Here is a 22,357-nt window from a genome sequence, read left to right on the forward strand (position 1 = left end):
ATCCAATCTGCTGATATTTGTATCATTCAGCCTTAGCGCTCAGTTTCAGCATTCAATCTTCGCCCGAATGATTGACCACACAGGCAGAGGGACAGCATGAGTTTTGACCGCAGCAGCAAAATTGCATTCTTGGGCATGGGTTTAATGGGCAGCCGCATGGCTGCGCGTTTGCTGCAGGCCGGTTTTGAGGTTTCTGTTTGGAACCGCACCGCCAGCGCCTGTGATGAACTGGTGGATATGGGCGCAGAAGCCCTCTCGCTGCAAGACATCGGCCGCTATCCAATCATCCTGACGTGCTTGGCGGATGATCAGGCGATGGCATCGGTCTATGCGCAGATTCAGCCCTTCCTGCAGGCACAGCAGATTATTGTCGATTTCTCCAGCCTATCTGTCGCGCAAACGCATTCCCTGACGGCGCAAGCCCTGCAAAAGCAGGTGATTTGGATTGACTCGCCTGTCTCAGGCGGCACAGCAGGCGCTGAACAAGGCACTTTGGTGATTTTTGCCGGCGGAGAGGCCAAGACCATTGAAGATTTAAGCTTGGTCTACAATGTACTGTCTCAGCGCGTGACCCGCATGGGAGCAACAGGCGCAGGCCAAGCCACAAAAATCTGCAATCAGCTGATCGTGGCCGCCAACAGCGCTTTGATTGCCGAAGCAGTCGCCTTGGCGGGACAGGCCGGCGTCGACACCGCATTGCTGGCGCCTGCATTGGCGGGCGGTTTTGCCGACTCCAAGCCGTTTCAAATTTTAGCGCCGCGCATGGCTGCGCACCATTTTGAGCCGGTACAATGGAAGGTGCAGACTCTGTCTAAAGACTTAAACAATGCCGTTCAGCTGGCGGCCTCGCATCAGCTGCGGATTCCTGTGGCTGAACTGGCGCTGCAGCAGCTGAAAGACCATCAGGCCAAGGGCTTTGCAGAAAAAGATTTAGCCACGCTGATTGAGCATGTAGTAAAAGCATAATCCTGTTAAGCTGAAACGGATTCCAATTGCATAAGGGGCCATGCATGATCAAACTCGCTGTCAATCTCTCGATGATTTTTACTGAAGTGCCGCTGATCGAGCGTTTCGCCTTGGCGCGCGCGCAGGGATTTGAGCATGTAGAAATTCAGTTCCCTTATGAGCTGAGCATTGAACAGATTCAGACTCAGCTCACAGTGCACGGCCTGAGCCTATGCCTGATCAATGTGCCCGCCGGCGATTTAATGCAGGGCGGCAATGGCCTAGCAGGCATTCCCGGCAAAGAAATTGCATTCCGCCAAGCCGTGGATCAAGCCATTTTATATGCCAAAGCGCTGAATGTGCCCAGCGTAAATATTTTAGCCGGCAAGCAGCCGCTTGATGCCGATCTGCTGCCCTGCCTCAACACCTTGGCGTCCAACCTGAAAATGGCGTGCCAAATGTTCAATGCGCATGGTATTCAGCCCGTTTTTGAGATGATTAACAGCACCGATATGCCGCGCTTTCTGGTGCAGAATATTGCGCAGGCGCAGGAAATTTTAGAAGCCGTCCGCCACCCTGCCCTGAAGATGCAGTATGACTGCTATCACATGGCGATGATGGGAGAAAACATTCTGGAAGGTCTGCAAGAAAATATTGATTCTATTGGACATATTCAGTTTGCAGACTGCCCGGCCCGGCAAGAGCCAGATACAGGGGGAATCGATTACGCATCGATTTTCGCATGGCTGAAACAGAGTAATTATGCAGGTTTCACTGCGGCTGAATACCGTCCAAGCCAGGCCTCAGAAAAAACATTTGCTTGGAAAGACAAATACTTCGCATAAATTCATAGCTAGGATGAAGCGCTGATTTGAAATTCGGCGCTAAAACCGCTATATTATATGTTGAATAACTGTCAGGAAATCAGACCCTCCATGAATTTAGAACCATCGCCCAGCGCTTCTAATTCTCACGATTTAACTCTCAATACCCAAAAGAAAGACGTACAGGCTTGCTTAGCTGTGGTACGTGAAGCACTTGAAGATGTAAAAGCAAAAGAAATTGTTGAACTGGATGTCAGCGCAATCAGCAATGTCGCAGATGCGATCGTGATTGCCAGCGGCACATCTACCCGCCATATCAAATCTCTTGCAGACAATGTTGCTGAAGAAGCCCGCAAAGCCGGTTTCCGTCCGATTGGTGTTGAAGGCGAACGTGATGCTGAGTGGATTCTGATTGACCTTGGTCTCGTCATTGTGCACGTGATGCTGCCGACAGCCCGTAAATTTTACGATTTAGAAAGCCTTTGGCGTACAGCGCCTGAGTCTGTCGCTTAATTACAGCCGTTCTCACGGCTTGCAAGCGAAATAAAAAAAGCGGTCCATCTGACCGCTTTTTTATTGCCCGTACAATTGGGAAATAAGACTGCCGCAGCTGATTCCAATCCTTTCCTAAAAATCAAACTTTCACTTTCAGCGTAGTTTGCACATAAATGCAATCTGCACGCATTGCGTCATCAAGCTCACCATAAAACCTCACAAAAACCTCATCCAGCACGGTAAGAATGGCCGCAGAACGGGGCAACGCCGCGGCCCGTGCAAATTCAGCGCTGCTGATGAAATCAAGAAAATTTCCAAGGAAGCCCTCAACATGCTGTGATTGAATTTCATTCTCTAAATTGCAGCGGCACATCCCCAAAGATGCTGTGAATCACCCTCAAAAAAGAGCTTAAACAATCCAGCTTCAACCGACTTGGATTGGCAATAAAAAAACCGCCCGAAGGCGGTTTCAAACTTTCAAACCCCTCTTTTCAATAAAGAGGCCTTAAAAGCTGCGCTTAGTGTCCGCCGCCATTAATGGCTTTGGTCATATCTTCCACAACTTTCTTCGCATCACCGAAGATCATCATGGTTTTTTCGTTATAGAACAAGTCATTGTCTAAGCCTGCATAACCGGTCGCCATAGAGCGCTTGATCACCATAATGGTACGCGCTTTATGCGCTTCCAAAATCGGCATGCCGTAAATTGGCGATGTCGGATCATCTTTGGCTGCAGGATTCACCACGTCGTTTGCACCAATCACCAGCACCACGTCAGTTGCCGGGAAGTCCGAGTTGATTTCGTCCATTTCCAAAATATCTTCATACGCCACGTCTGCTTCTGCAAGCAATACGTTCATGTGACCCGGCATACGGCCAGCAACTGGGTGAATCGCAAAACGTACTTTTACGCCCTGCTCTTTCAAAATTTCACACAGTTCTTTGACCGCATTTTGCGCACGGCCTTGCGCCATGCCATAACCCGGTACAATCACCACGCTATCCGCATTTGACATTAAGAAGCCCGCATCATCTGCAGAACCTGAACGGTGGTTACGCTGCGCTTGTTCGCCTTTATCCGCAGAAGCCACTGCCGCACCGCCCATCGCGCCGCCAAACAGCACGTTGATGATTGAACGGTTCATGGCTTTACACATGATGTAAGACAGAATCGCACCTGATGAGCCAACCAATGAACCTGCAACGATCAGCATATTGTTTTCTAAAGTGAAACCAATACCTGCAGCCGCCCAGCCAGAGAATGAGTTCAAAAGCGAGACCACAACCGGCATATCGCCGCCGCCAACTGGCGCAATCCACACCCAGCCAAATGCCAGCGCAAGTGCTGTCATTGCCCAGAACGCATTCATGTTGCCTGTGGTGAAGAAGTAAATACCGCAGACCAGCATTGCAATGAAAATCAACGCTTGAACCGGTTTTACCCAGCCGCCGGAAATGGTTTTCGCCCATTTTTTCGCAGCCAATTTACCGTAAGCAAAGACAGAAGCTGTGAAGGTAATCGCACCGACGAAACAGCCCACAAACAATTCAAATAAATGAACTTTGCTCATGTGCGCATGTTCAACGCCTGCTGCAGTCAATGCCGCTTCATTTTCAGCAAATAAAGCCGTCAGCTGGTTGTTGTGCAGAATGGCAGCAATGGCAATCAGTACCGCAGCCAAACCGACCAATGAGTGCATCAATGCTACAGTTTCTGGCATTTGCGTCATCGGCACAGTACGCGCACGGGCAATACCGACAATCGCACCTAGCACCATCGCGCCGCCGATCATCCAAACCACTGGATTGTTGGCTACAAAGAATGTGGTGATGACCGCAATCGCCATGGCGATCATGCCATAACGGTTGCCTTGAATCGCTGTTTTAGGACCCGATAGACCGCGCAGCGTCAAAATAAAAAGAACGGCGCCAATCAGGTAGAACCAATCCGCATATTCTCGAATGAATTCCATATCTTAGCCCTCTTTTTTCTTTTGCTTCGGCTTAAACATTTCCAGCATGCGCGCAGTCACTGCGAAACCGCCGAAAATGTTGATGCTTGCTAAAAATACCGCAACAGCGCCAAGCACGCTGACGACGTTAATGCTTTGGAATTGCACATTGGCCTCAACCAAGCCTGGGATGCCGACGGTTTGCAGCATTGCGCCCACAACAATGATCGAGGACAGCGCATTGGTCACCGCCATCAGCGGTGTATGCAAAGCTGGTGTTACGCCCCAAACTACGTAGTAGCCTACAAAAATAGCGAGGACGAAAATCGTAATCGTTTCAACCATGATAAGTCTCCTTAACCGCGCTTCAGCAGCACTTGACCGCCATGAGCAACCAGTAGGGCTTTTTGAATTTCTTCTTCTGGATTCAATGCGAAGTTTTTCTCTGCATCAAATAATGTGTCTAAGAAGTTCAAAACGTTGCGTGCATACAGTGCCGAAGCTTCAGTCGAAACTGTAGAAGGAATATTAGGAATGCCGAGAATTTTCACGCCATTGGCAGTCACGACAGTTTCACCGCATTTCGAGCCTTCAACGTTGCCTCCGGTTTCTACCGCCATATCTAAAATGACTGAACCCGGTTTCATTTTGGCAACGGTTTCCGCTTTAATTAAACGCGGCGCGTCACGGCCTGGAAGCAATGCTGTGGTGATCACGATATCGGCATTAGACACCGCTTTATCGACAATGATTGCTTGATCGCGGATGTAGTCTTCACCCGGCATCCAGCCATAACCGTTTTTCGCCGCATCGGCTGCTTTTTGCTGTTCTTCAGCAGACATTGGCACGTCTAGCCATTTGCCGCCTAAAGACTCGACTTGGTCACGCGCTGTCGGACGCAAGTCTGTCGCTTCAACTACCGCGCCTAAACGCTTCGCAGTTGCAATCGCCTGCAGGCCTGCAACACCCACGCCCATAATGACCACGCGCGCCGGTTTAACCGTACCCGCTGCGGTCATCAGCATTGGGAACATGCGCTGATATTCTGCAGCCGCAAGCAGTACAGACTTATAGCCTGACAGATTGGCTTGGGAAGAAAGCACATCCATGTTTTGCGCACGCGACAATGTCCGCGGCAAAAGCTCCAACGCAAATGCAGACACTTGCTGAGCAGCAAACTGGTCTAACTCGGGATTGCGGTATGGGTCAAACATTGCGATGACTGCCGTATTTGGCGCCAGCTTTTGAATTTCCTCACCCTTAGGCGCGCGGACTTTCAAAATAATTTGACTGCCGGTATAAGCATCATCTGTAATTTTGGCGCCAACCTGTTCATATGCGCTATCGATGTAAGCAGCGTTCACCCCTGCTCCACGTTCAATAACGACAGTATGACCAGCGCTGATCAACTTCTTTACTGTCTCTGGCGTCGCAGCGACGCGATGTTCACCGACGACAGTTTCGGCTGGAATTCCGATTTGCATGAGCGTCCCTCAAGCTAATTTTTCTTAAGTAAGCACCGTTAAAAAACGATGCCTCCCCTCAGGTGAGTTCTTGTTGAATTTTTGGATTCTAATTGAACTTTTTTAAATTACCACCCAATATTTATTTAATAAATACCCATATTTTGAACTGATGATTCATAAAAATTATGATGCCATAAAGCACTTATTCATTTTTATTTTTAATGGTATGAATATTTTTTATACGAAATGTATAATTTCAGCTCAGCGGCTTGGCATTTTTTGGCCTATTCTGGAAAACAAAAAGCAGCGGCCATCGGCTCATTGATGATTTTGACAATTTCCCGCGCCATGCAGGCCCGCGTTAAAATTGCACTGAACGAACGCGAACCCTTAGGATTCGGCCCATTTGAAAAAGCGCTCTCCCAATATTGGCTTGGCTGACAAAATCAGCAGGATTTATGCGCAGAAAACTCAGCTGAAATTTTGATACTTTTGGTCAATTGAGCCAACACCCTGGAACAGCACACAAAAACGCAGTGATTTTGCATTTTAGATGCTTTATATTCATTTTTCTTATACTACTTAAGTCTAATTATTTAAAAAAATAATAATAAAATAATTTTTTGAATATTTTGCATCATGATGACCCCAACCTGCTTCGGGCTATTTTTGCCATTTTCGCATCATATTGGTGCATAAATAGCTTATTCCGATTAATCTTTAAGGTTTTACCTATAAGTCAAAAGCCCAAAATCTGTCTTTCAAGCGAATTGACCTCAGCAGTTCAAACCTTTTGGCCTTAAATGGCAGCGCATTCCACAATTCAATATGCTTTTTTGGAATGGATCGCATGATTATTTTACATTTCAACTTTTAAATCCGGGCTTTTATACTGTCAGCATGTCCGCCCAAAGAAGAATGATCGAACCATGCAGCCATTTTTGACCCGCAGCCAATTCGGTTCTCTCTGCGCCATCTGCGCAGCCTTCTTGTTCAGCACCAAAGCGATTTTCATTAAGCAGGCTTATGCGCTTTCACCCAATGTGGATGCCACAGTATTGATGGCGCTGCGCATGGGAAGCGCCCTGCCGTTTTTCCTGCTCATCAGCTGGTTCAGCCGAAAAAGCTATAGCGGCATTGATTGGAAAGACTGGCTGCAGCTGACCGCTGCCGGCTTGCTCGGCTACTATTTCGCCAGCTGGCTGGATTTTAAGGGACTGATGTATATCAGCGCCTCCTTGGAACGGATTATTCTGTTTTTATATCCAACACTGACAGTGATTGCATCCAGCGTCATTTTCCGCCAGCGGCTGAGCCTGCAGACATTATTTGCGATTGCGCTGAGTTACGGCGGCACAGTGATTGTGATGCTGCAGGAACAAAGCAATACGCCGCATGAAGGCAGTTTCTGGCTGGGCGCAAGCCTGGTCTTTGCCAGCGCCGTCGCCTTTGCCGCCTATTTGCTCATGACCCCGAAACTGATCATCAAATTCGGTTCCTGGCATTACAATGGCCTTGCGCTCAGCATCGCCTGCCTGGGCACATTGGCGCATTTTACATTCGCAATTCCTCAGCCGCTACAATTGGTTGCCGCACTGCCGCTCAGTGTCTGGGGCTACGGTATCGCATTGGGCTTCTTTGTGACTGTTCTGCCGACGATTCTCATGATGCAAAGCATTGCCCGGCTTGGCGCTGCCCAATCCGCGATGATTGCATCAATCGGCCCGATTTTAACCATTCTGCTGGCTGTCGCCTTTTTAGATGAACATCTGAATGCCATTCAATGGTTTGGCTGTCTTTTAAATATTGCCGGTGTGCTGATGATCACGCTGTCCAAGAAAAAACTGGCAGGCTGATGGCTTGGACGGCGTCAAAATCATCTTGAAATCATCCCGGCAGCACTAGGCTTAGATGTTCTCATCCGAACAGTCTGGCGCAATATTTTTCAAGTTCATCAGCACCTGTTCAAAGTGTGCGCCAGCAGACGCTAAACCCAGCTGATCATTGGGGTTTCGCAACGGACACTGTTCAAGGGACAGGCAGCCGCAGCCTATACATTGATCCAACTGCAAACGCAGCTGCAACAAATGCACAATTTGCTGATCCAGCTGTTGTTGCCAACACTGAGACATCTTCTGCCAGTCGGCTTTAGAAGCAGCTTTATGCTTGGGTAATACTTCAAATGCTTCATGCACATGCTGCAAACTGATACCAACTTGCTGCGCTATTTTAATAATTGCCACACGGCGCAGCATCGAACGCGGATAACGGCGCTGATTGCCTGAAGTCCGTGTACTCCAAATCAGATCTTTATCTTCATAAAACCGCAGCGCACTAACCTTTATGCCGCTTCTGGCGGCTAATTCCCCGATGTTCAGCCAAAGTTTTCCAGCCTCAGCGTCCCGAGCTTGAGCATCCTGCATTTTATTCTTGACCTCAAGTTAACTTGAGCTTTGATACTAGCAAAATTCTGATCTCGCGGAGCAAAAACATGTCGGCATTCAATACCAATACACTTAAACCGTCTATACAATTTATCAATCCTGAGACGCTTTATAATCCTGAGCCTAATGGGTATAGTCACGTGGCAGCGGTTCATCCTATGCATAAAGCAGTGCATATTTCCGGTCAAGGCGGAGAAAATGCGCAAGGCCAATTGTCCAGTTTTTTTGAACAGCAGCTGCGCCAAGCATTCAGGAACCTTCAACTGGCGCTGGAGGCGGCAGAAGCTCAGCTACATGATATTGCCATGCTCAGAGTTTTAATTACTGATTACAATCCAGAGAAACATCAACGGCTGATTCAATGCATGCAGCGGCTGTGGGCAAATCAGGCGCTTCCTGCATGCACCTTGATTCCTGTTCCCTGCCTTGCTTTGGCCGGCATGCAGATTGAAATTGAAGCAACAGCATATTGCCACGACAGCAACAGTAAGGATCAACATGAATACACCGATTGATATCAGCAGCAATAAAACACTGCTCATCCTCATGGCAGTGGCCTGCGGGCTGTGTGCAGGCGCGAACTATTATTGCCAGCCGTTAATCAATTCCATTCAGCAGTCCTTTGATGTGCCTCAATCTCAAGTGGCATTGACCGTCACCTTTGCGCAAATTTCCTATGCCTTGGGCCTGCTGTTTATTGTGCCCATGGGCGATATTGTCAATAAAACCAAATTCATTCCGATCCTCATGCTGGGCGCCGCAGTCGGCTTGGCTATCTGCGCGCTGTCTGCCAACTTGACCATGCTGTGGATTGGCACAGTGATTACCGGCTTGTTTTCTGTGGCGGCGCAAGTGCTGATTCCGCTGGTGACCGTTGCTGTACGCCCGGACAAAATTGGCCAGACCGTTGGATTTTTGATGAGCGGCCTGCTGGTCGGCATTCTGCTGTCTACCAGCCTGTCTGGACTGCTGTCCAATTTAATCCATTGGAAAGCCATCTATGTGCTGAGCGCTGTACTCATGCTGCTGATTGCCGCTGTACTGATGCGCCAGCTGCCTCATATCAGCATCACCCACATGCGCTATGCCAGCATTTTTCAGTCCATGGCCCAGCTTCTGTATCAAGAACGCCGTCTAGTGTACCGCTCCTTGATTGGCGGCTGCGCCTTTGCAGCCATGAGCATGCTGTTTTCAACCATTGCCATGCTGCTGACTGCGCCGCCTTTTTCTCTGGCAGACATCTGGGTCGGGGTGATCACGCTGGCCGGTGTTTTTGGCGCGCTCTCGACGCAATGGGTCGGCAAATGGGCTGACCACGGGCACAATGCCAAACTGACTTGGGCGGGCTGCTCAATCATGGCGTTCAGCTGGCTACTGCTCTATATAGGCGCGCACTCCCTGCTGAGCTATGCCCTTGGCTACGGGGTCATCAGCTTAGGCTTGGCGATGGTTCACAGCTGCAATCAAAATATTATTTTCCAGCTCAACCCGCTGGCCCGTTCACGCATTAACTCCATTTATATGACTGCCTATTTTGTCGGCGGCGCCTGCGGTTCAGCCTTAGGCGTTTATGCCTGGCATCATGGCGGCTGGCCCGCCGTTTGCCTGGCGGGATTAGGTTTGGCTGCAGCTGCTGCCGGCTTTGCTTTGCTGGATCAAAATCATCAGCGCCGTCAAACCTTAAAACAGGCCTAACCTCTCAACAGCGCTTGGACTGGCCTCATACAGCAGGATGGCGGATCAGCAGACTTGCGCGGCTGGATAAAAAGGCTTGCCGAAGTCCATCTCCTGCGCATTTTCCATCAGCAGCAGAATCATCACAGGCATCAATGCGCCCATAATGCGGCAGCCCAGCTGCACATATTTACCATTCACCGTGCTGCCATAAACCATGCCGCCATGCATCAGCTGCAGATTCAAGGTCTGCAGCCGCTCAAACAGCAGTGTCAGCACTGCTGCAGTCTGCCGATGTTCAAAAGCTTCCTGCAGCTGCTGCCGATCCTGCGCCAGACGGTCTTTGCAGCATTCCATTGAAATTTTTTGATTCTGATAATCCCAGAATTCCTGATGCAGCGTTTGCTGGTTCAGCAGCTGCTGTATAGGCTGGCTGTATTTTTGCCAAATCATCTGGCCAAATTTATTTTCCGCATCTTTTAAGCACAGCAGATTCAAAAAGTCTGCCACGGTGTAATCTTGCTGGGCAGCATCTTGCGCATAGAGGGCATGAAAAGCCACCCAAAAACTTAAATACTGCAAGTCCGGATCATCATTCAAGTCATTGGCTTTTTTCAGCCAGCTGAGTCCGCGCTGAATCCGCAGATTAAAGCCTGCCGAATTGCCCGCTTTTTTGTTTTTAAAAATTTCTTCCAATAGCGTCATTTTTCATCTCATCCTTTATTATTTTTAAAGTTAAAGATCCTTAATTTTATAATATGTACCACACGATCAAAGATTGATAAACGGGTTTGATCATGCAGCGGCATGATCAAAGGCAAAATCAAACCCATTCATTCCGGATAATCCGGATAAAACAGCGGCGATTTAATCCGCCTAATTTTCATTAATGCTGAAGACTTGCCCTTCATGGCATCAGCCACCTGACATTAAAAAACAGCCCTCTATGTTTACACCGTCAGCGGACAGCTTAAAGCCCTGCATTCTGCTTTAAAAACGGAACCTCAGTTTTTTATGCGCAGCGCAAGCTATTGCTACGCCTCGCTGTTTCCCCTTAAATCAGCAGCTTCACTGAGGCTGAAGCCAAACCACAGCCATTAAAACACTGAGCGCTGATCCAGATAATCATCAATATCCGCCAAGCCCTCTATGCATTTGGCATGCCCCATCAGACTGCCTTTTTCCAGCCAGCTGCGGGCCGTTTGAAGATTGCGTTCAACCCCCAGGCCATGGGTATAAAGATGCGCCAAATTGGCATAAGCATCTAGATTCAGACGCTCGGCCGCCTGCTGATAATAAGCCAAGGCCTGCTGCAGATCCTGCGCATCAGGCCTGCCTTGTTCATAAAGCTCGCCGCAGCGGTTCAATGCTCCGGCATGGCCTTGCTCGGCTGCGGCCTGCAAATACGGCAGCGCCTGCTGCGGGTCATCGTCTAACTGCACGAGCGCCAACTGATATTGCGCCTCGGATTGCCCGCTGCGGGCTGCGGCATGCAAATAAGCTTCAGCCTGCGCCGGATCATAGAACTCTGCGCTGGATATTCCCGCAAACAGCTGGGATAAAGCATACTGCGCATCGGCATGCTGCAATTCCGCGGCCTGCATTAAATAGATCAGCGCCTGCTGATGGCTTGGCGCCGGATAGGTCGGCTGGCTGCAGAACAATCCCAAAATGTACAGCATATCCGCCTCAGTGCGCACATGATAATTCCATGCGCTTTTGGCCGCCTGCTGGATCAATGGCAGCGCTTTGGTGAGTTCTCTTGGAGCGCCGCGGCCGGTGTAATAGCACAGCCCCATGCCCAATTGACTGTTGGCATGCGGCTCAATCCTGTCTGCATATTGATACAGTTCAAAGGCTTTAGACGGTTCATCTGCCACTAAATAATGCTCAAAATACAAACCTGCAATTTGGCGCAGCGCAAAAGCATTCCGGTCATTGGCCGCTTCAGACCAAAAACGGAAACCCACGGTTTCCTGATGCTCAACATACCAGCCATGAAAATGCGCTGTGCCTAAAATCGCTTTGGCTTGCGGATTCTTATGCACTTTGGCGGCATCCAGCAGATCATGGTAAACCCGCTGGCGCTGGTCGGCATCGATATCGCCTTTTAAAACCGCCAGCTGGTACTCCGTCAGCCCTTGCGCATCTCCCAGCAGCAGGGCGCGCTTGCTCAGCTGCAAGGCTTTACTTGCATCTTGCGCCAAGAATTTGCCCATGCGGTAATCCTCAGCCAATTCCTGAATGGCTTTGAGATGATCCTGCGCCGCCGCTTGAAATAAATAAGAGACGCCGAGGCTGATCTCCTGATGTTCGGTTTCCGCCAAATAATGCTGCGCCAATTGATACTGTGAAGCGGCATGCCCAGCTTCTGCATGCTGCTGCAGGATTTTAATTTTTTGCAGCATCGCGGACTGCTGATCATCCGGCTTCAATTCGGCAATGCGGTACTGCGCATCCAAATTGCCGCGGGCAATCGCATGGCGGTACCAGTACAGCGCCTTATCTTCATCCTGCTGCTGCTCAAAAACCTGCCCGAGCTGATAAGCGGCTTCGTCACCGCCCAGATGAAAGGCTTTTTCCAGCAAGCCAATGCCGCTTTGCAGATCCCGCTCACGCCCCAAGCCTTGCACATGCATCAGGCCCATGTGCATATAGGCCTGCGGCAAATCATTTTTTTTCGCCACTTCACTATACAGCTGATAGGCGCGCGCATAATCCGGCTGCACCGGATCTGAACTCAAACGGGCGGCGTATTTCATTTGCGCATCCATTTGATCCAGCCATAAATCGCTTTGGCCTGCCTTTGCCTGATCACGCTTGACAGGATCCGGACGTTTCCACATCCAGAAAGCCAGTGCGCCAATCCCCAAAATTAAGATGAATAAAAACCACATAGCCGCCCCATACGGTTAATTTTTTATTTTAAATACTGCTGTTTATTCTAAATCCAGCTGTAAAAAAAAGCACCGTAATTGGTGCTTCAGTTTGCAAAAGAATGCGCGCTGTTTCAAAGTTTGCTGCGTTTTGCATCGAGTTTTTTCAGCACTTCCGACACCGCCACCATAGCAAAGCTTGAAGTGACCACCACCGCAGAGCCATAGCCGCCGCAGCGCAGCCCAGCGCTTGGGCAGACATCGGCGCTGGAAAAGGGGTTATCGATGGAATATACGCAAGTAATGCCGAATTTTTCTTTCGGCTTTTTGCAGATGCCTTTGCTGCGCAATTGCGCGCGCAGTTTTGCCAGCATCGGGTCCTGCTCGGTTTTGGACAAGTCCGCCACCCGGATTTTTAAAGGATCAACTTTGCCGCCCGCGCCGCCGGACACAATCAGCGGAATTTTATTAAAACGGCAATGCAGCATCAGCGCCAATTTAGCTTTCAAATCATCAATGCAGTCTAAAATCAAGTCCGGCGTTTGCGCCAAAAGTTCTTTTAGATTGTCCGGCGTTAAATAGTCATCAATCAAATTCACTTTGATTTTAGGGTTAATCGAACGGCAGCGCTCGGCCATCACTTCAATTTTTTCCATGCCCAATGTTGCAGTCATCGCCGGCAGCTGGCGGTTGATATTCGACGCCGCAACTACATCCATATCCACCAAGGTCAGCTCGCCAATGCCGGTGCGCGCCAAAGCTTCAACCGCCCAAGAGCCGACACCGCCAATGCCGATCACCATGACATGGCTCTGCTCATAATGACTGAAACTGTCCTCACCATAAATTTTGGCCACGCCGGCAAAACGGCGTTCATATTCATCATCTTGGAGCAAATCAGTCATGCGTCAGCTAAATCATCAATCGGAATAGGACGCCATTTTAGCAAAAACAGCCTGGAAAATGGATAAGCTTCTTATGAATGTTATTGGCAGTGCGTCATGCATAACAGCGGACATCAAAAAAAGAGGCGCTGGGCCTCTTTTTCTGAATCACGCAGAATCAATCTTTATTCATGATAAAGAAATATTCACGGTAATATTTCAATTCTGCAATCGAATCGCGGATGTCATCCATCGCCAAGTGAGAAGCATTTTTCTTCAAGCCGCTCATGATTTCCGGACGCCAGCGTTTTGCCAATTCTTTCACTGATGAAACGTCCAGATTGCGGTAATGGAAATACTGTTCCATTTCCGGCATCAAACGGTGCAGGAAGCGGCGGTCTTGGCAAATCGAGTTGCCGCACATTGGCGATGATTTTGGAGTGACCCATTTTTTCAGGAACTCCAAAGTCTGCTGTTCGGCATCCTGTGCGGTCAATTTGCTGCGGCGCACGCGCTCAATCAAGCCTGATTGGCCATGCTGGCGGGTATTCCATTCATCCATGGCATTCAGCACGCGGTCTGATTGATGCACAGCCAATACAGGACCTTCCGCCAGAATATTGAGGTTATCGTCCGTCACAATAGTTGCAACTTCAATAATTTGATCGTTATCCGTATCGAGACCTGTCATTTCAAGGTCAATCCAAATCAAGCGGGTGTCCGGTGTGCTGCTCATAAATGTGCAATCTTATTAGGCTGTAAAACGGCTATAGTAGCAAATTTCTTGGCCCCGCGCTGTAAATAGACCCCGCTTCATGCTATTTTTGCCTTCTAGATTTCACGGTTTTTTTAGGATCTGAATGGCTTTAATCCGTAAGCGCCGCCTGACTGAACAGCAGCAGCGCCGCATTCAAAAACAGCACCAATCCCGTCAGGAAGAAATGGATACCTCCAATGATCTTGAAGGCTTGGTTGTGCAGCACTATGGCCGCCAGCTTGAAGTGCAAGCCCTATCAGTTCCAGAGGTGCATCCTGAAAAACCAGTGGTCGCTGAAGGTGAACCGGAACCCGCTTGGAAAGCGATTGAATTGGGCAGTGTCTGGCGCTGCCATACCCGCACCAATTTAGAAGCGCTGGTGACCGGTGACCGCGTGAAATGGCAGGCCGACCCAAATACTGGCTTAGGCATTATTACCGCCATTCACCCGCGCAAATCACTGCTGACCCGTCCAGACCGCTATCATAAAGTGAAGCCTGTGGCCGCGAATGTCAGCTTGATTGTGATTGTATTCGCCTCTTTCCCAGAAGTTGCGCCGAGCCTGATAGACCGCTATTTGGTGGCCTGCGCCGATGCCAATATTCCTGCACTGCTGGTGCTGAACAAAATGGATTTGGTCAAAGAAAATGATCCGATTCTTGAGATTGTTGAAGAATATAAACATCTCGGCTATGAAGTGATGCAAACTCAATCGACTGGCGATATCTCTGCACTGGCGGAACGGCTGGCGGGTGAAACCGTCGCCTTTGTCGGCCAGTCCGGTGTCGGCAAAAGCTCGCTGATCAACACCATTGTTCCGGATGCTGCGCAAAAGACCAATGTGATTTCTGAAAACTCGGCGCTGGGCCAGCACACCACCACTTCTACCCGGTTAATTGCCTTTGGTGAAAATGCGGCGCTGATTGACTCGCCGGGGATTCGTGAATTTGGCCTGTGGCATCTGACCACCGAAAGCGTGCAAAACGGTTTTACCGAAATTTCCAACCTGCTCGGCTACTGCCAATTCCGCAACTGCACGCATAAACATGAAAAGCAATGCGCCTTGCGTGAAGCGGCCGCCAAAGGCGAAATTTTGCCGCGGCGCTTGGAAAGCTATTTGCGTTTAATTGATGAAATTGCGGAAGCGCAGCAAAAAAATTAGTTTTTATTCCGGCTGAACCCTTGAAGCGGTGATTTTGATCACCATATTTATCAGCTATACTCTTGGCAGTTTTTGAATTGTGATTAGGTGACTTGTGGAACGTTGGTTCGAATTTATGGGGAATCACCCCTTTTTGTTTGGCGCACTTGCTGTATTAGTGGTGCTGTTCTTCCTTTTAGAAGGTCAGCGCAATGGCCGCAAAATTTCACCGCAGTCTTTGGGGATTTTGGTTAAAGCAAAAAATGCCATGCTGATTGATTTGCGTGATGCGAAAGATTTCCGCGAAGGCCACATCAGCGGCAGCCGCAACATTCCTTACAGCCAAATTACAAAGCATCTTGAAGAATTGAAAACTTCAGACCGTCCATTAGTATTCATTTGCAACTTAGGCCAAGTTGCAGGTTCTGCTTTGCAGCAAGTCGGCCACGCCGATGCTTACCGCTTAGATGGCGGCATCAGCAACTGGAAAGCCCAAGGCCTGCCGTTGGTTAAAGCGAAATAAAGATTTAAGGAGATTTTAAATGGCTGAAGTAACGATTTATTCAACTACTGTTTGTCCATACTGCATCCGTGCAAAACAGCTCCTTGAGCGCAAAGGCGTCGCATATAAAGAAATTAATCTATCGAATGAAGCGCCTGAAGTACGTGTAGAGTTGATGCAGCGCACCAACCACCGCACTGTGCCGCAAATTTTTATCGGTGAACAATTTATTGGCGGGTTTGATCAGCTTTACGCATTAGAACGTGAAGGCAAGCTCGACGAATTACTGGCTTAACAGCTCAATATCATCACATCTTCATATTAAGGATTACAGAATGAGTGAAGAACAAGTTCAGCCGCAATTGGCTTTAGAACGTATTTATACTAAAGATATTTCTTTTGAAGTACCTGGGGCGCAAGTCTTTACTAAAGAATGGCAGCCGGAATTAAACATTAATTTGTCTTCTTCTGCTGAAAAAGTTGACCCGACTCACTTTGAAGTGTCATTGAAAGTTGTGGTTCAAGCCAACAATGCCGGCGATACAGCATTTATCGTTGACGTGACTCAATCAGGCATTTTCCTGATTGATGCGGTTGAAGAAGAACGCCTTCCTTACATTCTGGGCGCTTACTGCCCGAACATTCTGTTCCCATTCCTGCGCGAAGCGGTAAACGATATGGTTACAAAAGGCAGCTTCCCGCAACTGCTTCTGACACCGATCAACTTCGATGCTGAATTTGAAGCGAACTTGCAGCGCGCTCAAGTTGCTGCAGCTGAAGGCCAAGCTTAATCGCTGAACCTGCAGACCTAAAAATGACCGCTATTGCGGTCTTTTTTATTGCCTTAAATTCCCTCTCCTCTTAGGAGAGGGTCAGGGAGAGGTCTTTTTTTCAAATACATGATTATTCCCCTCACCCTAGCCCTCTCCCAAAGAGAGAGGGAACTTAAAGAGAATTATTCAGCATCCAGCATCAAGTCAGCGCTCATGCCCACGGTGTTAAAGCCGGCATCCACATACATGATTTCACCGGTAATGCCGTTTGCCCAAGGCGAGCACAGGAACAGCGCGGCATTGCCGACATCTTCAATGGTGACATTGCGTTTTAGCGGCGCAACTTTTTCGTTCAAGTCCAGCATTTTACGGAAAGACTTAATGCCTGAAGCTGCCAATGTGCGGATTGGACCAGCCGAGATCGCATTTACGCGGATGCCTTCAGCGCCCAAGCTTGACGCTAAATAACGCACGCCTGCTTCTAAAGATGCTTTTGCCATGCCCATGACATTGTAGTTCGGCATCACACGCTCAGAACCCTGATAAGTCAGCGTCAATAAACAGCCTTGACGCGCTGCCAATAAAGGCTTCGCTGCGCGGGCCATGGCGATAAAGCTGTACGCGCTGATGTCATGCGCAACATTAAAGCCTTCGCGGTCAGTAACATCGGTAAAGTCGCCGTCTAAAGTATGCGCTGGCGCAAAACCGATCGAATGCACCACGCCATCCAGGCCATCCCAATGTTTTGCCAATTCAGCAAAAGCATTGTCAATTTCTGCATCGACCGCAACATCACATGGAAAAACCAAAGTTGAACCAAATTGTTCAGCAAAGTCATCGACACGCTTTTTTAATTTTTCATTTGGATAAGTAAATGCCAATTCAGCGCCTTCACGGTGCAATGCTTGGGCAATACCGAACGCAATAGATAGCTTGCTGGCAATACCCGCAATTAAAAAGCGTTTACCCGCCAATAGTCCTTGTGCCATGTGAATCTCACTTGATCAAATTTAACAGCATAATGCCAAGTCTAAAGCATTTTAGAAATTGCATAATGCGCCTTTTTTACAGCAATTCGAAAATCGCCGGATTTATATGTCCAGATGCAGCGCATCCAAAGTATTGCGCCACAGCTGCTCTGCCAATGCATCTTCATCGGCTTGCAGGCTCTGCGCCAGCCCTTGCAGCACATAGGGCAAGTTCACCGGCGTATTGCGCGTGCGCTGCCCAGTGCTGTGCTGGCAGCACAGCGGCGTCATATCCGGACAGTCGGTTTCCAGCACCAAATGTTCAGCACCCACCGCCTGCACCACGGCATGCAATTTTTTAGCATTCGGATTGGTAATTTGCCCGGTCACGCCAATTTTAAAACCCAGCTTGATAAAGGCTTTGGCTTCTTCTACACCGCCGCTGAAAGCATGTGCAATCCCACCAAGATTGAACTGCTGCGCCTTTAAAATTTTCAGCGCATCGGCATGCGACTTGCGGATATGCAGCAGCACGGGTTTCTGATATTGCTGCGCCAGCTGCAGCTGCGCCGCAAAAAAGCGCTGCTGCTTGGCCTGCGCCTCCGGCTGCTTATGCTGCGGCAAAAACGTATCCAGCCCGATTTCCCCCACCGCAATGCAGTCTTCCGTCTGCAGCAGATGCTCCAGATCCTGCAGATGCTGCGGCAGATGCTGCTCGATATAAAACGGATGCAGCCCGGGCGCCAAATAGCTTTTCGGCGCATGATTTAAGCTATTCAAAAAATGCTGGGTTTGAATCAAATCCTGAAAACGCTGCTGCACAAACCCGATCAGCACCAGCCCCTCCACTCCGGCTTGCTTGGCGGCATGCGCCAGCGCTTCCCGGTCAGCATCGAAATCCGGCACATCAAAATGGGTATGGGTATCAAACAGCGCTGGCGTCTTCCGCATTAAGAGGCCGCTTTGGCTTCAGAGGCCGGCTTGATTGCAGCCGCTGGAAAATATTGCGGTTTCAGGATGCCTTTCAGCGCATCATAAGGAATGGTGAGGCGCGGCAATCCGACCGCATAAGGCCCAATTTCATATTCGCCATATTGCAAAATCAGGCCATCTTTGCCCAAGAAATAATTTTCAGACAGCTTAAACTTCCATGCCTGTTCATATTCAGCGACACTGTCCGCCAGCTTGGAATCTTCAACCCAAACCGTAAAGGCTTCATGCGCCTTTTTCTCAAGCGCGCCGCGCTGCTTCGGCTCGATAATCTGATCCAGCCTGACCAGTTTTTTCGCTTGAATATCAAAATTGTAATACTGCTGCGATGATGAGCCATGCGCGCCGCCCAAATAGCTGCTGCTGTTCAGCACCACTGTCGCCAATGGCAATTCGGCATTGAGAATTTTCGGCTTAATCATCAGGCTGATTTTTTGCGCAGAATTCAACGCTTTCAGCTCTTGATCCAATTTGGTAAAGGCCTGCATATACGGCGCAGTCTGTTTTTCGAGTTTAATCTTGGGTGTTTCGACCTGCGCCAAGGCAGATTTGACTTCAGAAGCCGCCGCTGTTTCGCTGGCCGCGGCCTGCGCTTTTTCCTGCGCCGGTTCTACCGATAAAATCTGGCCCAGCTGTTTCAAAATTTCATCATCAATATAGCGGTCAATAAAGTTTTGATTGCTGCTGAGGCGGGAAATGGAGATTTCAGGGCAACTGTTGCCATCGCAGTCCGGCATGCTCAGCTTCAGCGCTTCTGAATCTCCAATCAGCTTCATGCTTTGATCCGGCACTTCGGCCTTCGGCTTCTCTTCCGGCTGCGGTTCAGCTTTTTGCGGCTGGCAAGCGCTCAGCGCCAGCGCAGAGCTCAAAATACTCATCACCCAAATATTTTTATGCTTCAACATGAATCGTCAGTCTCTCTTTTGGCCTATCTGCATCATTTTTCAATGCATTTCATGATTAGAACATATGCTGATATACCTCAGCTTTCAAGACCTGATGTGTTTGTTGTTTTGTTAAATAAATGTCCAGCTGCTTGCCGTCTTTGACAATTTCATGAGTGCGGTAATGCAGACCTATGCCTTCCTGATCAAAAAACCAGTCGGACTGCCCCCAATACAGTTTTTTCGGCGCTGCGCCGCGTACAGCGGCGTCCTGCTCTTTCAGCCATTTGGCATAGGCTTCCTGCACAATGGCATTCATCTTCGCCTGCTGTTTCGGATCGACAATGTCCAGCAGGCTCAGGCTTTTTTGCGCGCGGCGGTCGGCCACAAAAAAGTAATGGCGCTCTTTGACCTTGACATTTTCCTGTGCAGTATCCACCCCAACCTGCAGCAACACATATTGATTGCGCTGATAAGGAATGCGGGTATACATCGCCAAAGCATAGGCCTTGTTGCTGCTCAATTCTGCTTGCCATGCATCTGATTTTTTTACATAAGCATTAATCGCCTGCTGCAAGCTCATGCTTTGCTTCAAATCAACTTGATCTTGCACCACCAGCGCCTGATTGCGCTCAATCCAGGCATTCAGCCAGGCATCTGCGGTATGTACTGTTTGCACATCCAAATCGATACAGCTTTTATTTTCGCAAAAGGGCTGGGCAATTTTTGCCGGCTGCTCCTGAATATTCAGATACGGCAGCACTTCTTCTTTATTCTGCGCAAAGACCGATGCCTTCTTTTCAGTATCCTGCTGCGGCGCTTTATCAGCATTATCGCAAGCGCCCAGCAGCAACGCCATGCCAAGCATTGAAAAAGTAACGGCATCCTTGATGAGATTCATAATACGGATAAATAGGGGCTGAAAATAAAATTCAATTTAGCATAAAACAAAACAGCTTCATGTGAAGCTGTTTTGTATTTCTGTCCAATAGGAGACTTAATGCTCGCGGGTATTGCGGAATTGAATATCCTGATAGCGTTCCTGCATCAATTGCAGGTTCACACGGCTTGGCGCCAGATAAGTCAAATGGCCGCCGCCATCAACCGACAGCTGGTCATGGGCTTTTTTCTTAAATTCGTTGAATTTCCGCTCATCATCGCAAGTAACCCAGCGCACAGTGTTGATGCTGACCGGCTCATAAATGCAATCGACTTTGTATTCTTCTTTCAAACGGTAGGCCACCACTTCAAACTGCAGCACGCCGACCGCGCCGACAATCAAGTCATTGCTGTTTTGCGGCATAAAGACTTGCGTTGCGCCCTCTTCAGACAGCTCTTTCAAGCCTTTTTGCAGCTGTTTTGATTTCAGCGGATCTTTTAGGCGCACACGGCGGAACATTTCCGGCGCAAAGTGCGGAATGCCGGTAAAGTGCAGCTTTTCCCCGGAAGTAAAGGTATCGCCAATTTGAATTGTGCCGTGGTTATGCAGGCCGATAATATCGCCCGGCCATGCTTCTTCCAGATGCTGGCGGTCACCGGCCAAGAAGGTTAATGCATCACTGATGCGCACGTCTTTATCGGTACGCACATGCTTCATTTTCAAGCCTTTTTCATATTTGCCTGAGCAGATCCGCATAAAGGCAATGCGGTCACGGTGTTTAGGGTCCATATTGGCTTGAATTTTAAAAACAAATCCACTGAAGCCTTCTTCGGTCGCTTCCACAGTGCGCACTTCCGTCGGATGCGCTTTCGGCTCCGGCGCATAGTTGGAGAAAGCGTCCAGCACATGGTCTACGCCAAAGTTGCCCAAAGCGGTACCGAACAGCACCGGCGTTTGGCGGCCTGACAAAAACTCTGCACGGTCTAAAGGCTCATTGGCCATTTGCACCAATTCCAATGATTCTTCAAAGGCCGCCCAGGCCAAATCACCGACTTTTTCACGCAAGTCCGGATAGTCATAGCCATCACGTACTTCAATATCGGTAATCATCGAGCCGAAGCCCGCTTTATACACGTAGAATTTTTCTTCGATTAAGTTGAATACGCCGGCAAAATCGCGGCCTGTACCCAAAGGCCATGTCAGCGGCACGCATTTAATTTTCAGGACATTTTCAATTTCATCCAAAAGCTCTAAAGGCTCACGGATTTCGCGGTCCATTTTGTTGACGAATGAAATGATCGGCGTGTCGCGCATGCGGCAGACTTCCATCAATTTCACAGTACGGTCTTCGACACCTTTTGCACCGTCAATCACCATCAATGCAGAGTCAACAGCTGTTAAGGTGCGGTAGGTATCTTCTGAGAAATCTTCATGCCCCGGGGTGTCGAGCAGGTTGATCATTTTGTCTTTGAACGGGAACTGCATGACCGACGTCGTAATCGAAATGCCGCGCTCTTTTTCCATTTCCATCCAGTCCGAGGTCGCTGCGCGGTCGGACTTGCGGCTTTTCACCATGCCGGCTACCTGAATGGCTTGGCCCCATAACAGCAGTTTTTCTGTCATGGTGGTTTTACCGGCATCGGGGTGGGAAATAATAGCGAAAGTACGGCGCTGAGCGACCTGCGCCGCCAGTTCTTGTTTAAAACTCATGGAAAGACACCTGCTGCAGACTTACAGCGCAAAAGACCAGATTTGATCTATATCAAAAATTGGCGATATTGTAGCAGATTTAGAATAATTTTTAGTAATACACTTTTTGCGCCGCATGCATTCAATGCCTTCAGCATTCTGCTGTGTCATGGATGAAGAACCTACCTAGCAAATATAAAATCTTGCACGGAT

At 49.0% G+C, this 22,357-nt stretch carries 23 protein-coding genes; 10 read left to right on the plus strand and 13 right to left on the minus strand.

Features of this window, described 5'->3' with window-relative positions; genetic code table 11:
* Positions 1-96: 96 nt before the first annotated feature.
* The 3 genes from ACE3T3_RS05265 (at position 97) to rsfS (ending at position 2,282) form a co-directional block, all read left to right on the plus strand.
* Entirely contained in the window at positions 97-966 is an 870-nt protein-coding gene (locus ACE3T3_RS05265; RefSeq protein WP_374664769.1) for an NAD(P)-dependent oxidoreductase, read from the plus strand.
* A 44-nt stretch (positions 967-1,010) separates the two neighbouring features.
* Positions 1,011-1,790, plus strand: a complete 780-nt coding sequence (locus tag ACE3T3_RS05270) for a hydroxypyruvate isomerase family protein (protein ID WP_374664771.1) — start codon at positions 1,011-1,013, stop codon at positions 1,788-1,790.
* 90 nt (positions 1,791-1,880) lie between these two features.
* Positions 1,881-2,282, plus strand: coding sequence for a ribosome silencing factor (rsfS, locus tag ACE3T3_RS05275; RefSeq protein ID WP_374664773.1), 402 nt, complete (start codon positions 1,881-1,883; stop codon positions 2,280-2,282).
* Between the two features lie 500 nt (positions 2,283-2,782).
* Here rsfS and ACE3T3_RS05280 read toward each other — a convergent pair whose 3' ends face one another.
* From ACE3T3_RS05280 to ACE3T3_RS05290, 3 genes are read right to left on the minus strand one after another with little or no spacing between them, the layout of a single operon-like run.
* A complete protein-coding gene (locus tag ACE3T3_RS05280; RefSeq protein ID WP_374664775.1) occupies positions 2,783-4,237 on the minus strand; it encodes an NAD(P)(+) transhydrogenase (Re/Si-specific) subunit beta in 1,455 nt (484 codons plus the stop codon).
* A gap of 3 nt (positions 4,238-4,240) precedes the next feature.
* A complete protein-coding gene (locus tag ACE3T3_RS05285; protein WP_005012553.1) occupies positions 4,241-4,561 on the minus strand; it encodes a proton-translocating transhydrogenase family protein in 321 nt (106 codons plus the stop codon).
* Positions 4,562-4,572: 11 nt separating this feature from the next.
* Positions 4,573-5,700, minus strand: a complete 1,128-nt coding sequence (locus ACE3T3_RS05290) for a Re/Si-specific NAD(P)(+) transhydrogenase subunit alpha (protein ID WP_374664777.1) — start codon at positions 5,698-5,700, stop codon at positions 4,573-4,575.
* A 911-nt stretch (positions 5,701-6,611) separates the two neighbouring features.
* Between ACE3T3_RS05290 and ACE3T3_RS05295 the strand changes: the two genes are divergently transcribed.
* The gene (locus ACE3T3_RS05295) at positions 6,612-7,538 is read left to right on the plus strand and encodes a DMT family transporter (protein ID WP_374664779.1); all 927 of its coding nucleotides are present in this window, start codon (positions 6,612-6,614) and stop codon (positions 7,536-7,538) included.
* Between the two features lie 51 nt (positions 7,539-7,589).
* Here ACE3T3_RS05295 and soxR read toward each other — a convergent pair whose 3' ends face one another.
* Positions 7,590-8,105, minus strand: a complete 516-nt coding sequence (gene soxR, locus ACE3T3_RS05300; RefSeq protein ID WP_374664781.1) for a redox-sensitive transcriptional activator SoxR — start codon at positions 8,103-8,105, stop codon at positions 7,590-7,592.
* Positions 8,106-8,173: 68 nt separating this feature from the next.
* On the opposite strand from soxR, the gene ACE3T3_RS05305 reads away from it, so the two are divergent.
* Both ACE3T3_RS05305 and ACE3T3_RS05310 read left to right on the plus strand, forming a co-directional pair.
* The gene (locus ACE3T3_RS05305; protein ID WP_374664783.1) at positions 8,174-8,641 is read left to right on the plus strand and encodes a RidA family protein; all 468 of its coding nucleotides are present in this window, start codon (positions 8,174-8,176) and stop codon (positions 8,639-8,641) included.
* Positions 8,625-9,821, plus strand: a complete 1,197-nt coding sequence (locus ACE3T3_RS05310) for an MFS transporter (RefSeq protein WP_374664785.1) — start codon at positions 8,625-8,627, stop codon at positions 9,819-9,821. Before ACE3T3_RS05305 ends, ACE3T3_RS05310 begins: the two co-directional genes overlap by 17 nt.
* A gap of 45 nt (positions 9,822-9,866) precedes the next feature.
* Here ACE3T3_RS05310 and ACE3T3_RS05315 read toward each other — a convergent pair whose 3' ends face one another.
* The 4 genes from ACE3T3_RS05315 to orn all read right to left on the minus strand — a co-directional run bounded on the left by ACE3T3_RS05315 (position 9,867) and on the right by orn (position 14,296).
* Positions 9,867-10,505: a hypothetical protein gene (locus tag ACE3T3_RS05315; protein ID WP_374664787.1), complete on the minus strand. Its 639-nt coding sequence runs from the start codon at positions 10,503-10,505 to the stop codon at positions 9,867-9,869.
* Between the two features lie 392 nt (positions 10,506-10,897).
* Positions 10,898-12,697 carry a tetratricopeptide repeat protein gene (locus ACE3T3_RS05320; RefSeq protein WP_374664789.1) on the minus strand — a complete coding sequence of 600 codons (1,800 nt, stop codon included), beginning with the start codon at positions 12,695-12,697 and terminating at the stop codon, positions 10,898-10,900.
* A gap of 113 nt (positions 12,698-12,810) precedes the next feature.
* Positions 12,811-13,581 (minus strand): ThiF family adenylyltransferase, encoded by a 771-nt coding sequence (locus tag ACE3T3_RS05325; RefSeq protein ID WP_374664791.1) that lies wholly within the window; start codon positions 13,579-13,581, stop codon positions 12,811-12,813.
* Between the two features lie 157 nt (positions 13,582-13,738).
* A complete protein-coding gene (orn, locus tag ACE3T3_RS05330; RefSeq protein WP_086179270.1) occupies positions 13,739-14,296 on the minus strand; it encodes an oligoribonuclease in 558 nt (185 codons plus the stop codon).
* Positions 14,297-14,420: 124 nt separating this feature from the next.
* On the opposite strand from orn, the gene rsgA reads away from it, so the two are divergent.
* The 4 genes from rsgA to secB all read left to right on the plus strand — a co-directional run bounded on the left by rsgA (position 14,421) and on the right by secB (position 16,751).
* Entirely contained in the window at positions 14,421-15,479 is a 1,059-nt protein-coding gene (rsgA, locus tag ACE3T3_RS05335) for a small ribosomal subunit biogenesis GTPase RsgA (RefSeq protein WP_374664793.1), read from the plus strand.
* A 94-nt stretch (positions 15,480-15,573) separates the two neighbouring features.
* Positions 15,574-15,981: a rhodanese-like domain-containing protein gene (locus ACE3T3_RS05340; protein WP_374664795.1), complete on the plus strand. Its 408-nt coding sequence runs from the start codon at positions 15,574-15,576 to the stop codon at positions 15,979-15,981.
* A 19-nt stretch (positions 15,982-16,000) separates the two neighbouring features.
* The gene (gene grxC, locus ACE3T3_RS05345) at positions 16,001-16,255 is read left to right on the plus strand and encodes a glutaredoxin 3 (protein ID WP_374664797.1); all 255 of its coding nucleotides are present in this window, start codon (positions 16,001-16,003) and stop codon (positions 16,253-16,255) included.
* Positions 16,256-16,295: 40 nt separating this feature from the next.
* Positions 16,296-16,751: a protein-export chaperone SecB gene (gene secB / locus ACE3T3_RS05350; RefSeq protein WP_374664799.1), complete on the plus strand. Its 456-nt coding sequence runs from the start codon at positions 16,296-16,298 to the stop codon at positions 16,749-16,751.
* Between the two features lie 164 nt (positions 16,752-16,915).
* On the opposite strand, the gene ACE3T3_RS05355 is transcribed toward secB, so the two are convergent.
* From ACE3T3_RS05355 to ACE3T3_RS05375, 5 genes are all read right to left on the minus strand, one after another.
* Entirely contained in the window at positions 16,916-17,722 is an 807-nt protein-coding gene (locus ACE3T3_RS05355) for an enoyl-ACP reductase (RefSeq protein WP_374664801.1), read from the minus strand.
* Positions 17,723-17,824: 102 nt separating this feature from the next.
* On the minus strand, positions 17,825-18,652 hold the full coding sequence (locus ACE3T3_RS05360; RefSeq protein WP_374664803.1) for a TatD family hydrolase: 828 nt from the start codon (positions 18,650-18,652) through the stop codon (positions 17,825-17,827).
* Entirely contained in the window at positions 18,652-19,596 is a 945-nt protein-coding gene (locus tag ACE3T3_RS05365) for an RsiV family protein (protein ID WP_374664805.1), read from the minus strand. The genes ACE3T3_RS05360 and ACE3T3_RS05365 overlap by 1 nt, the downstream gene beginning before the upstream one ends.
* A 55-nt stretch (positions 19,597-19,651) precedes the next feature.
* The gene (locus ACE3T3_RS05370; protein ID WP_374664807.1) at positions 19,652-20,476 is read right to left on the minus strand and encodes a hypothetical protein; all 825 of its coding nucleotides are present in this window, start codon (positions 20,474-20,476) and stop codon (positions 19,652-19,654) included.
* 96 nt (positions 20,477-20,572) lie between these two features.
* On the minus strand, positions 20,573-22,165 hold the full coding sequence (locus ACE3T3_RS05375; RefSeq protein WP_374664809.1) for a peptide chain release factor 3: 1,593 nt from the start codon (positions 22,163-22,165) through the stop codon (positions 20,573-20,575).
* Positions 22,166-22,357: the final 192 nt, after the last annotated feature.

This window comes from Acinetobacter sp. (assembly GCF_041919735.1).
Classification (GTDB): domain Bacteria; phylum Pseudomonadota; class Gammaproteobacteria; order Pseudomonadales; family Moraxellaceae; genus Acinetobacter.

Excerpts from the sequence above, each read along its gene's own strand:
- grxC (WP_374664797.1), top strand. The coding sequence starts at position 16,001 with ATGGCTGAAGTAACGATTTATTCAACTACTGTTTGTCCATACTGCATC.
- ACE3T3_RS05370 (WP_374664807.1), bottom strand. The coding sequence starts at position 20,476 with ATGAATCTCATCAAGGATGCCGTTACTTTTTCAATGCTTGGCATGGCG.
- rsgA (WP_374664793.1), top strand. The coding sequence starts at position 14,421 with ATGGCTTTAATCCGTAAGCGCCGCCTGACTGAACAGCAGCAGCGCCGC.
- soxR (WP_374664781.1), bottom strand. The coding sequence starts at position 8,105 with ATGCAGGATGCTCAAGCTCGGGACGCTGAGGCTGGAAAACTTTGGCTG.
- ACE3T3_RS05365 (WP_374664805.1), bottom strand. The coding sequence starts at position 19,596 with ATGTTGAAGCATAAAAATATTTGGGTGATGAGTATTTTGAGCTCTGCG.
- ACE3T3_RS05320 (WP_374664789.1), bottom strand. The coding sequence starts at position 12,697 with ATGTGGTTTTTATTCATCTTAATTTTGGGGATTGGCGCACTGGCTTTC.
- ACE3T3_RS05265 (WP_374664769.1), top strand. The coding sequence starts at position 97 with ATGAGTTTTGACCGCAGCAGCAAAATTGCATTCTTGGGCATGGGTTTA.
- ACE3T3_RS05290 (WP_374664777.1), bottom strand. The coding sequence starts at position 5,700 with ATGCAAATCGGAATTCCAGCCGAAACTGTCGTCGGTGAACATCGCGTC.
- ACE3T3_RS05375 (WP_374664809.1), bottom strand. The coding sequence starts at position 22,165 with ATGAGTTTTAAACAAGAACTGGCGGCGCAGGTCGCTCAGCGCCGTACT.
- rsfS (WP_374664773.1), top strand. The coding sequence starts at position 1,881 with ATGAATTTAGAACCATCGCCCAGCGCTTCTAATTCTCACGATTTAACT.
- ACE3T3_RS05360 (WP_374664803.1), bottom strand. The coding sequence starts at position 18,652 with ATGCGGAAGACGCCAGCGCTGTTTGATACCCATACCCATTTTGATGTG.
- ACE3T3_RS05295 (WP_374664779.1), top strand. The coding sequence starts at position 6,612 with ATGCAGCCATTTTTGACCCGCAGCCAATTCGGTTCTCTCTGCGCCATC.
- ACE3T3_RS05315 (WP_374664787.1), bottom strand. The coding sequence starts at position 10,505 with ATGACGCTATTGGAAGAAATTTTTAAAAACAAAAAAGCGGGCAATTCG.
- ACE3T3_RS05310 (WP_374664785.1), top strand. The coding sequence starts at position 8,625 with ATGAATACACCGATTGATATCAGCAGCAATAAAACACTGCTCATCCTC.
- ACE3T3_RS05285 (WP_005012553.1), bottom strand. The coding sequence starts at position 4,561 with ATGGTTGAAACGATTACGATTTTCGTCCTCGCTATTTTTGTAGGCTAC.
- ACE3T3_RS05270 (WP_374664771.1), top strand. The coding sequence starts at position 1,011 with ATGATCAAACTCGCTGTCAATCTCTCGATGATTTTTACTGAAGTGCCG.
- ACE3T3_RS05355 (WP_374664801.1), bottom strand. The coding sequence starts at position 17,722 with ATGGCACAAGGACTATTGGCGGGTAAACGCTTTTTAATTGCGGGTATT.
- secB (WP_374664799.1), top strand. The coding sequence starts at position 16,296 with ATGAGTGAAGAACAAGTTCAGCCGCAATTGGCTTTAGAACGTATTTAT.
- orn (WP_086179270.1), bottom strand. The coding sequence starts at position 14,296 with ATGAGCAGCACACCGGACACCCGCTTGATTTGGATTGACCTTGAAATG.
- ACE3T3_RS05280 (WP_374664775.1), bottom strand. The coding sequence starts at position 4,237 with ATGGAATTCATTCGAGAATATGCGGATTGGTTCTACCTGATTGGCGCC.
- ACE3T3_RS05325 (WP_374664791.1), bottom strand. The coding sequence starts at position 13,581 with ATGACTGATTTGCTCCAAGATGATGAATATGAACGCCGTTTTGCCGGC.
- ACE3T3_RS05305 (WP_374664783.1), top strand. The coding sequence starts at position 8,174 with ATGTCGGCATTCAATACCAATACACTTAAACCGTCTATACAATTTATC.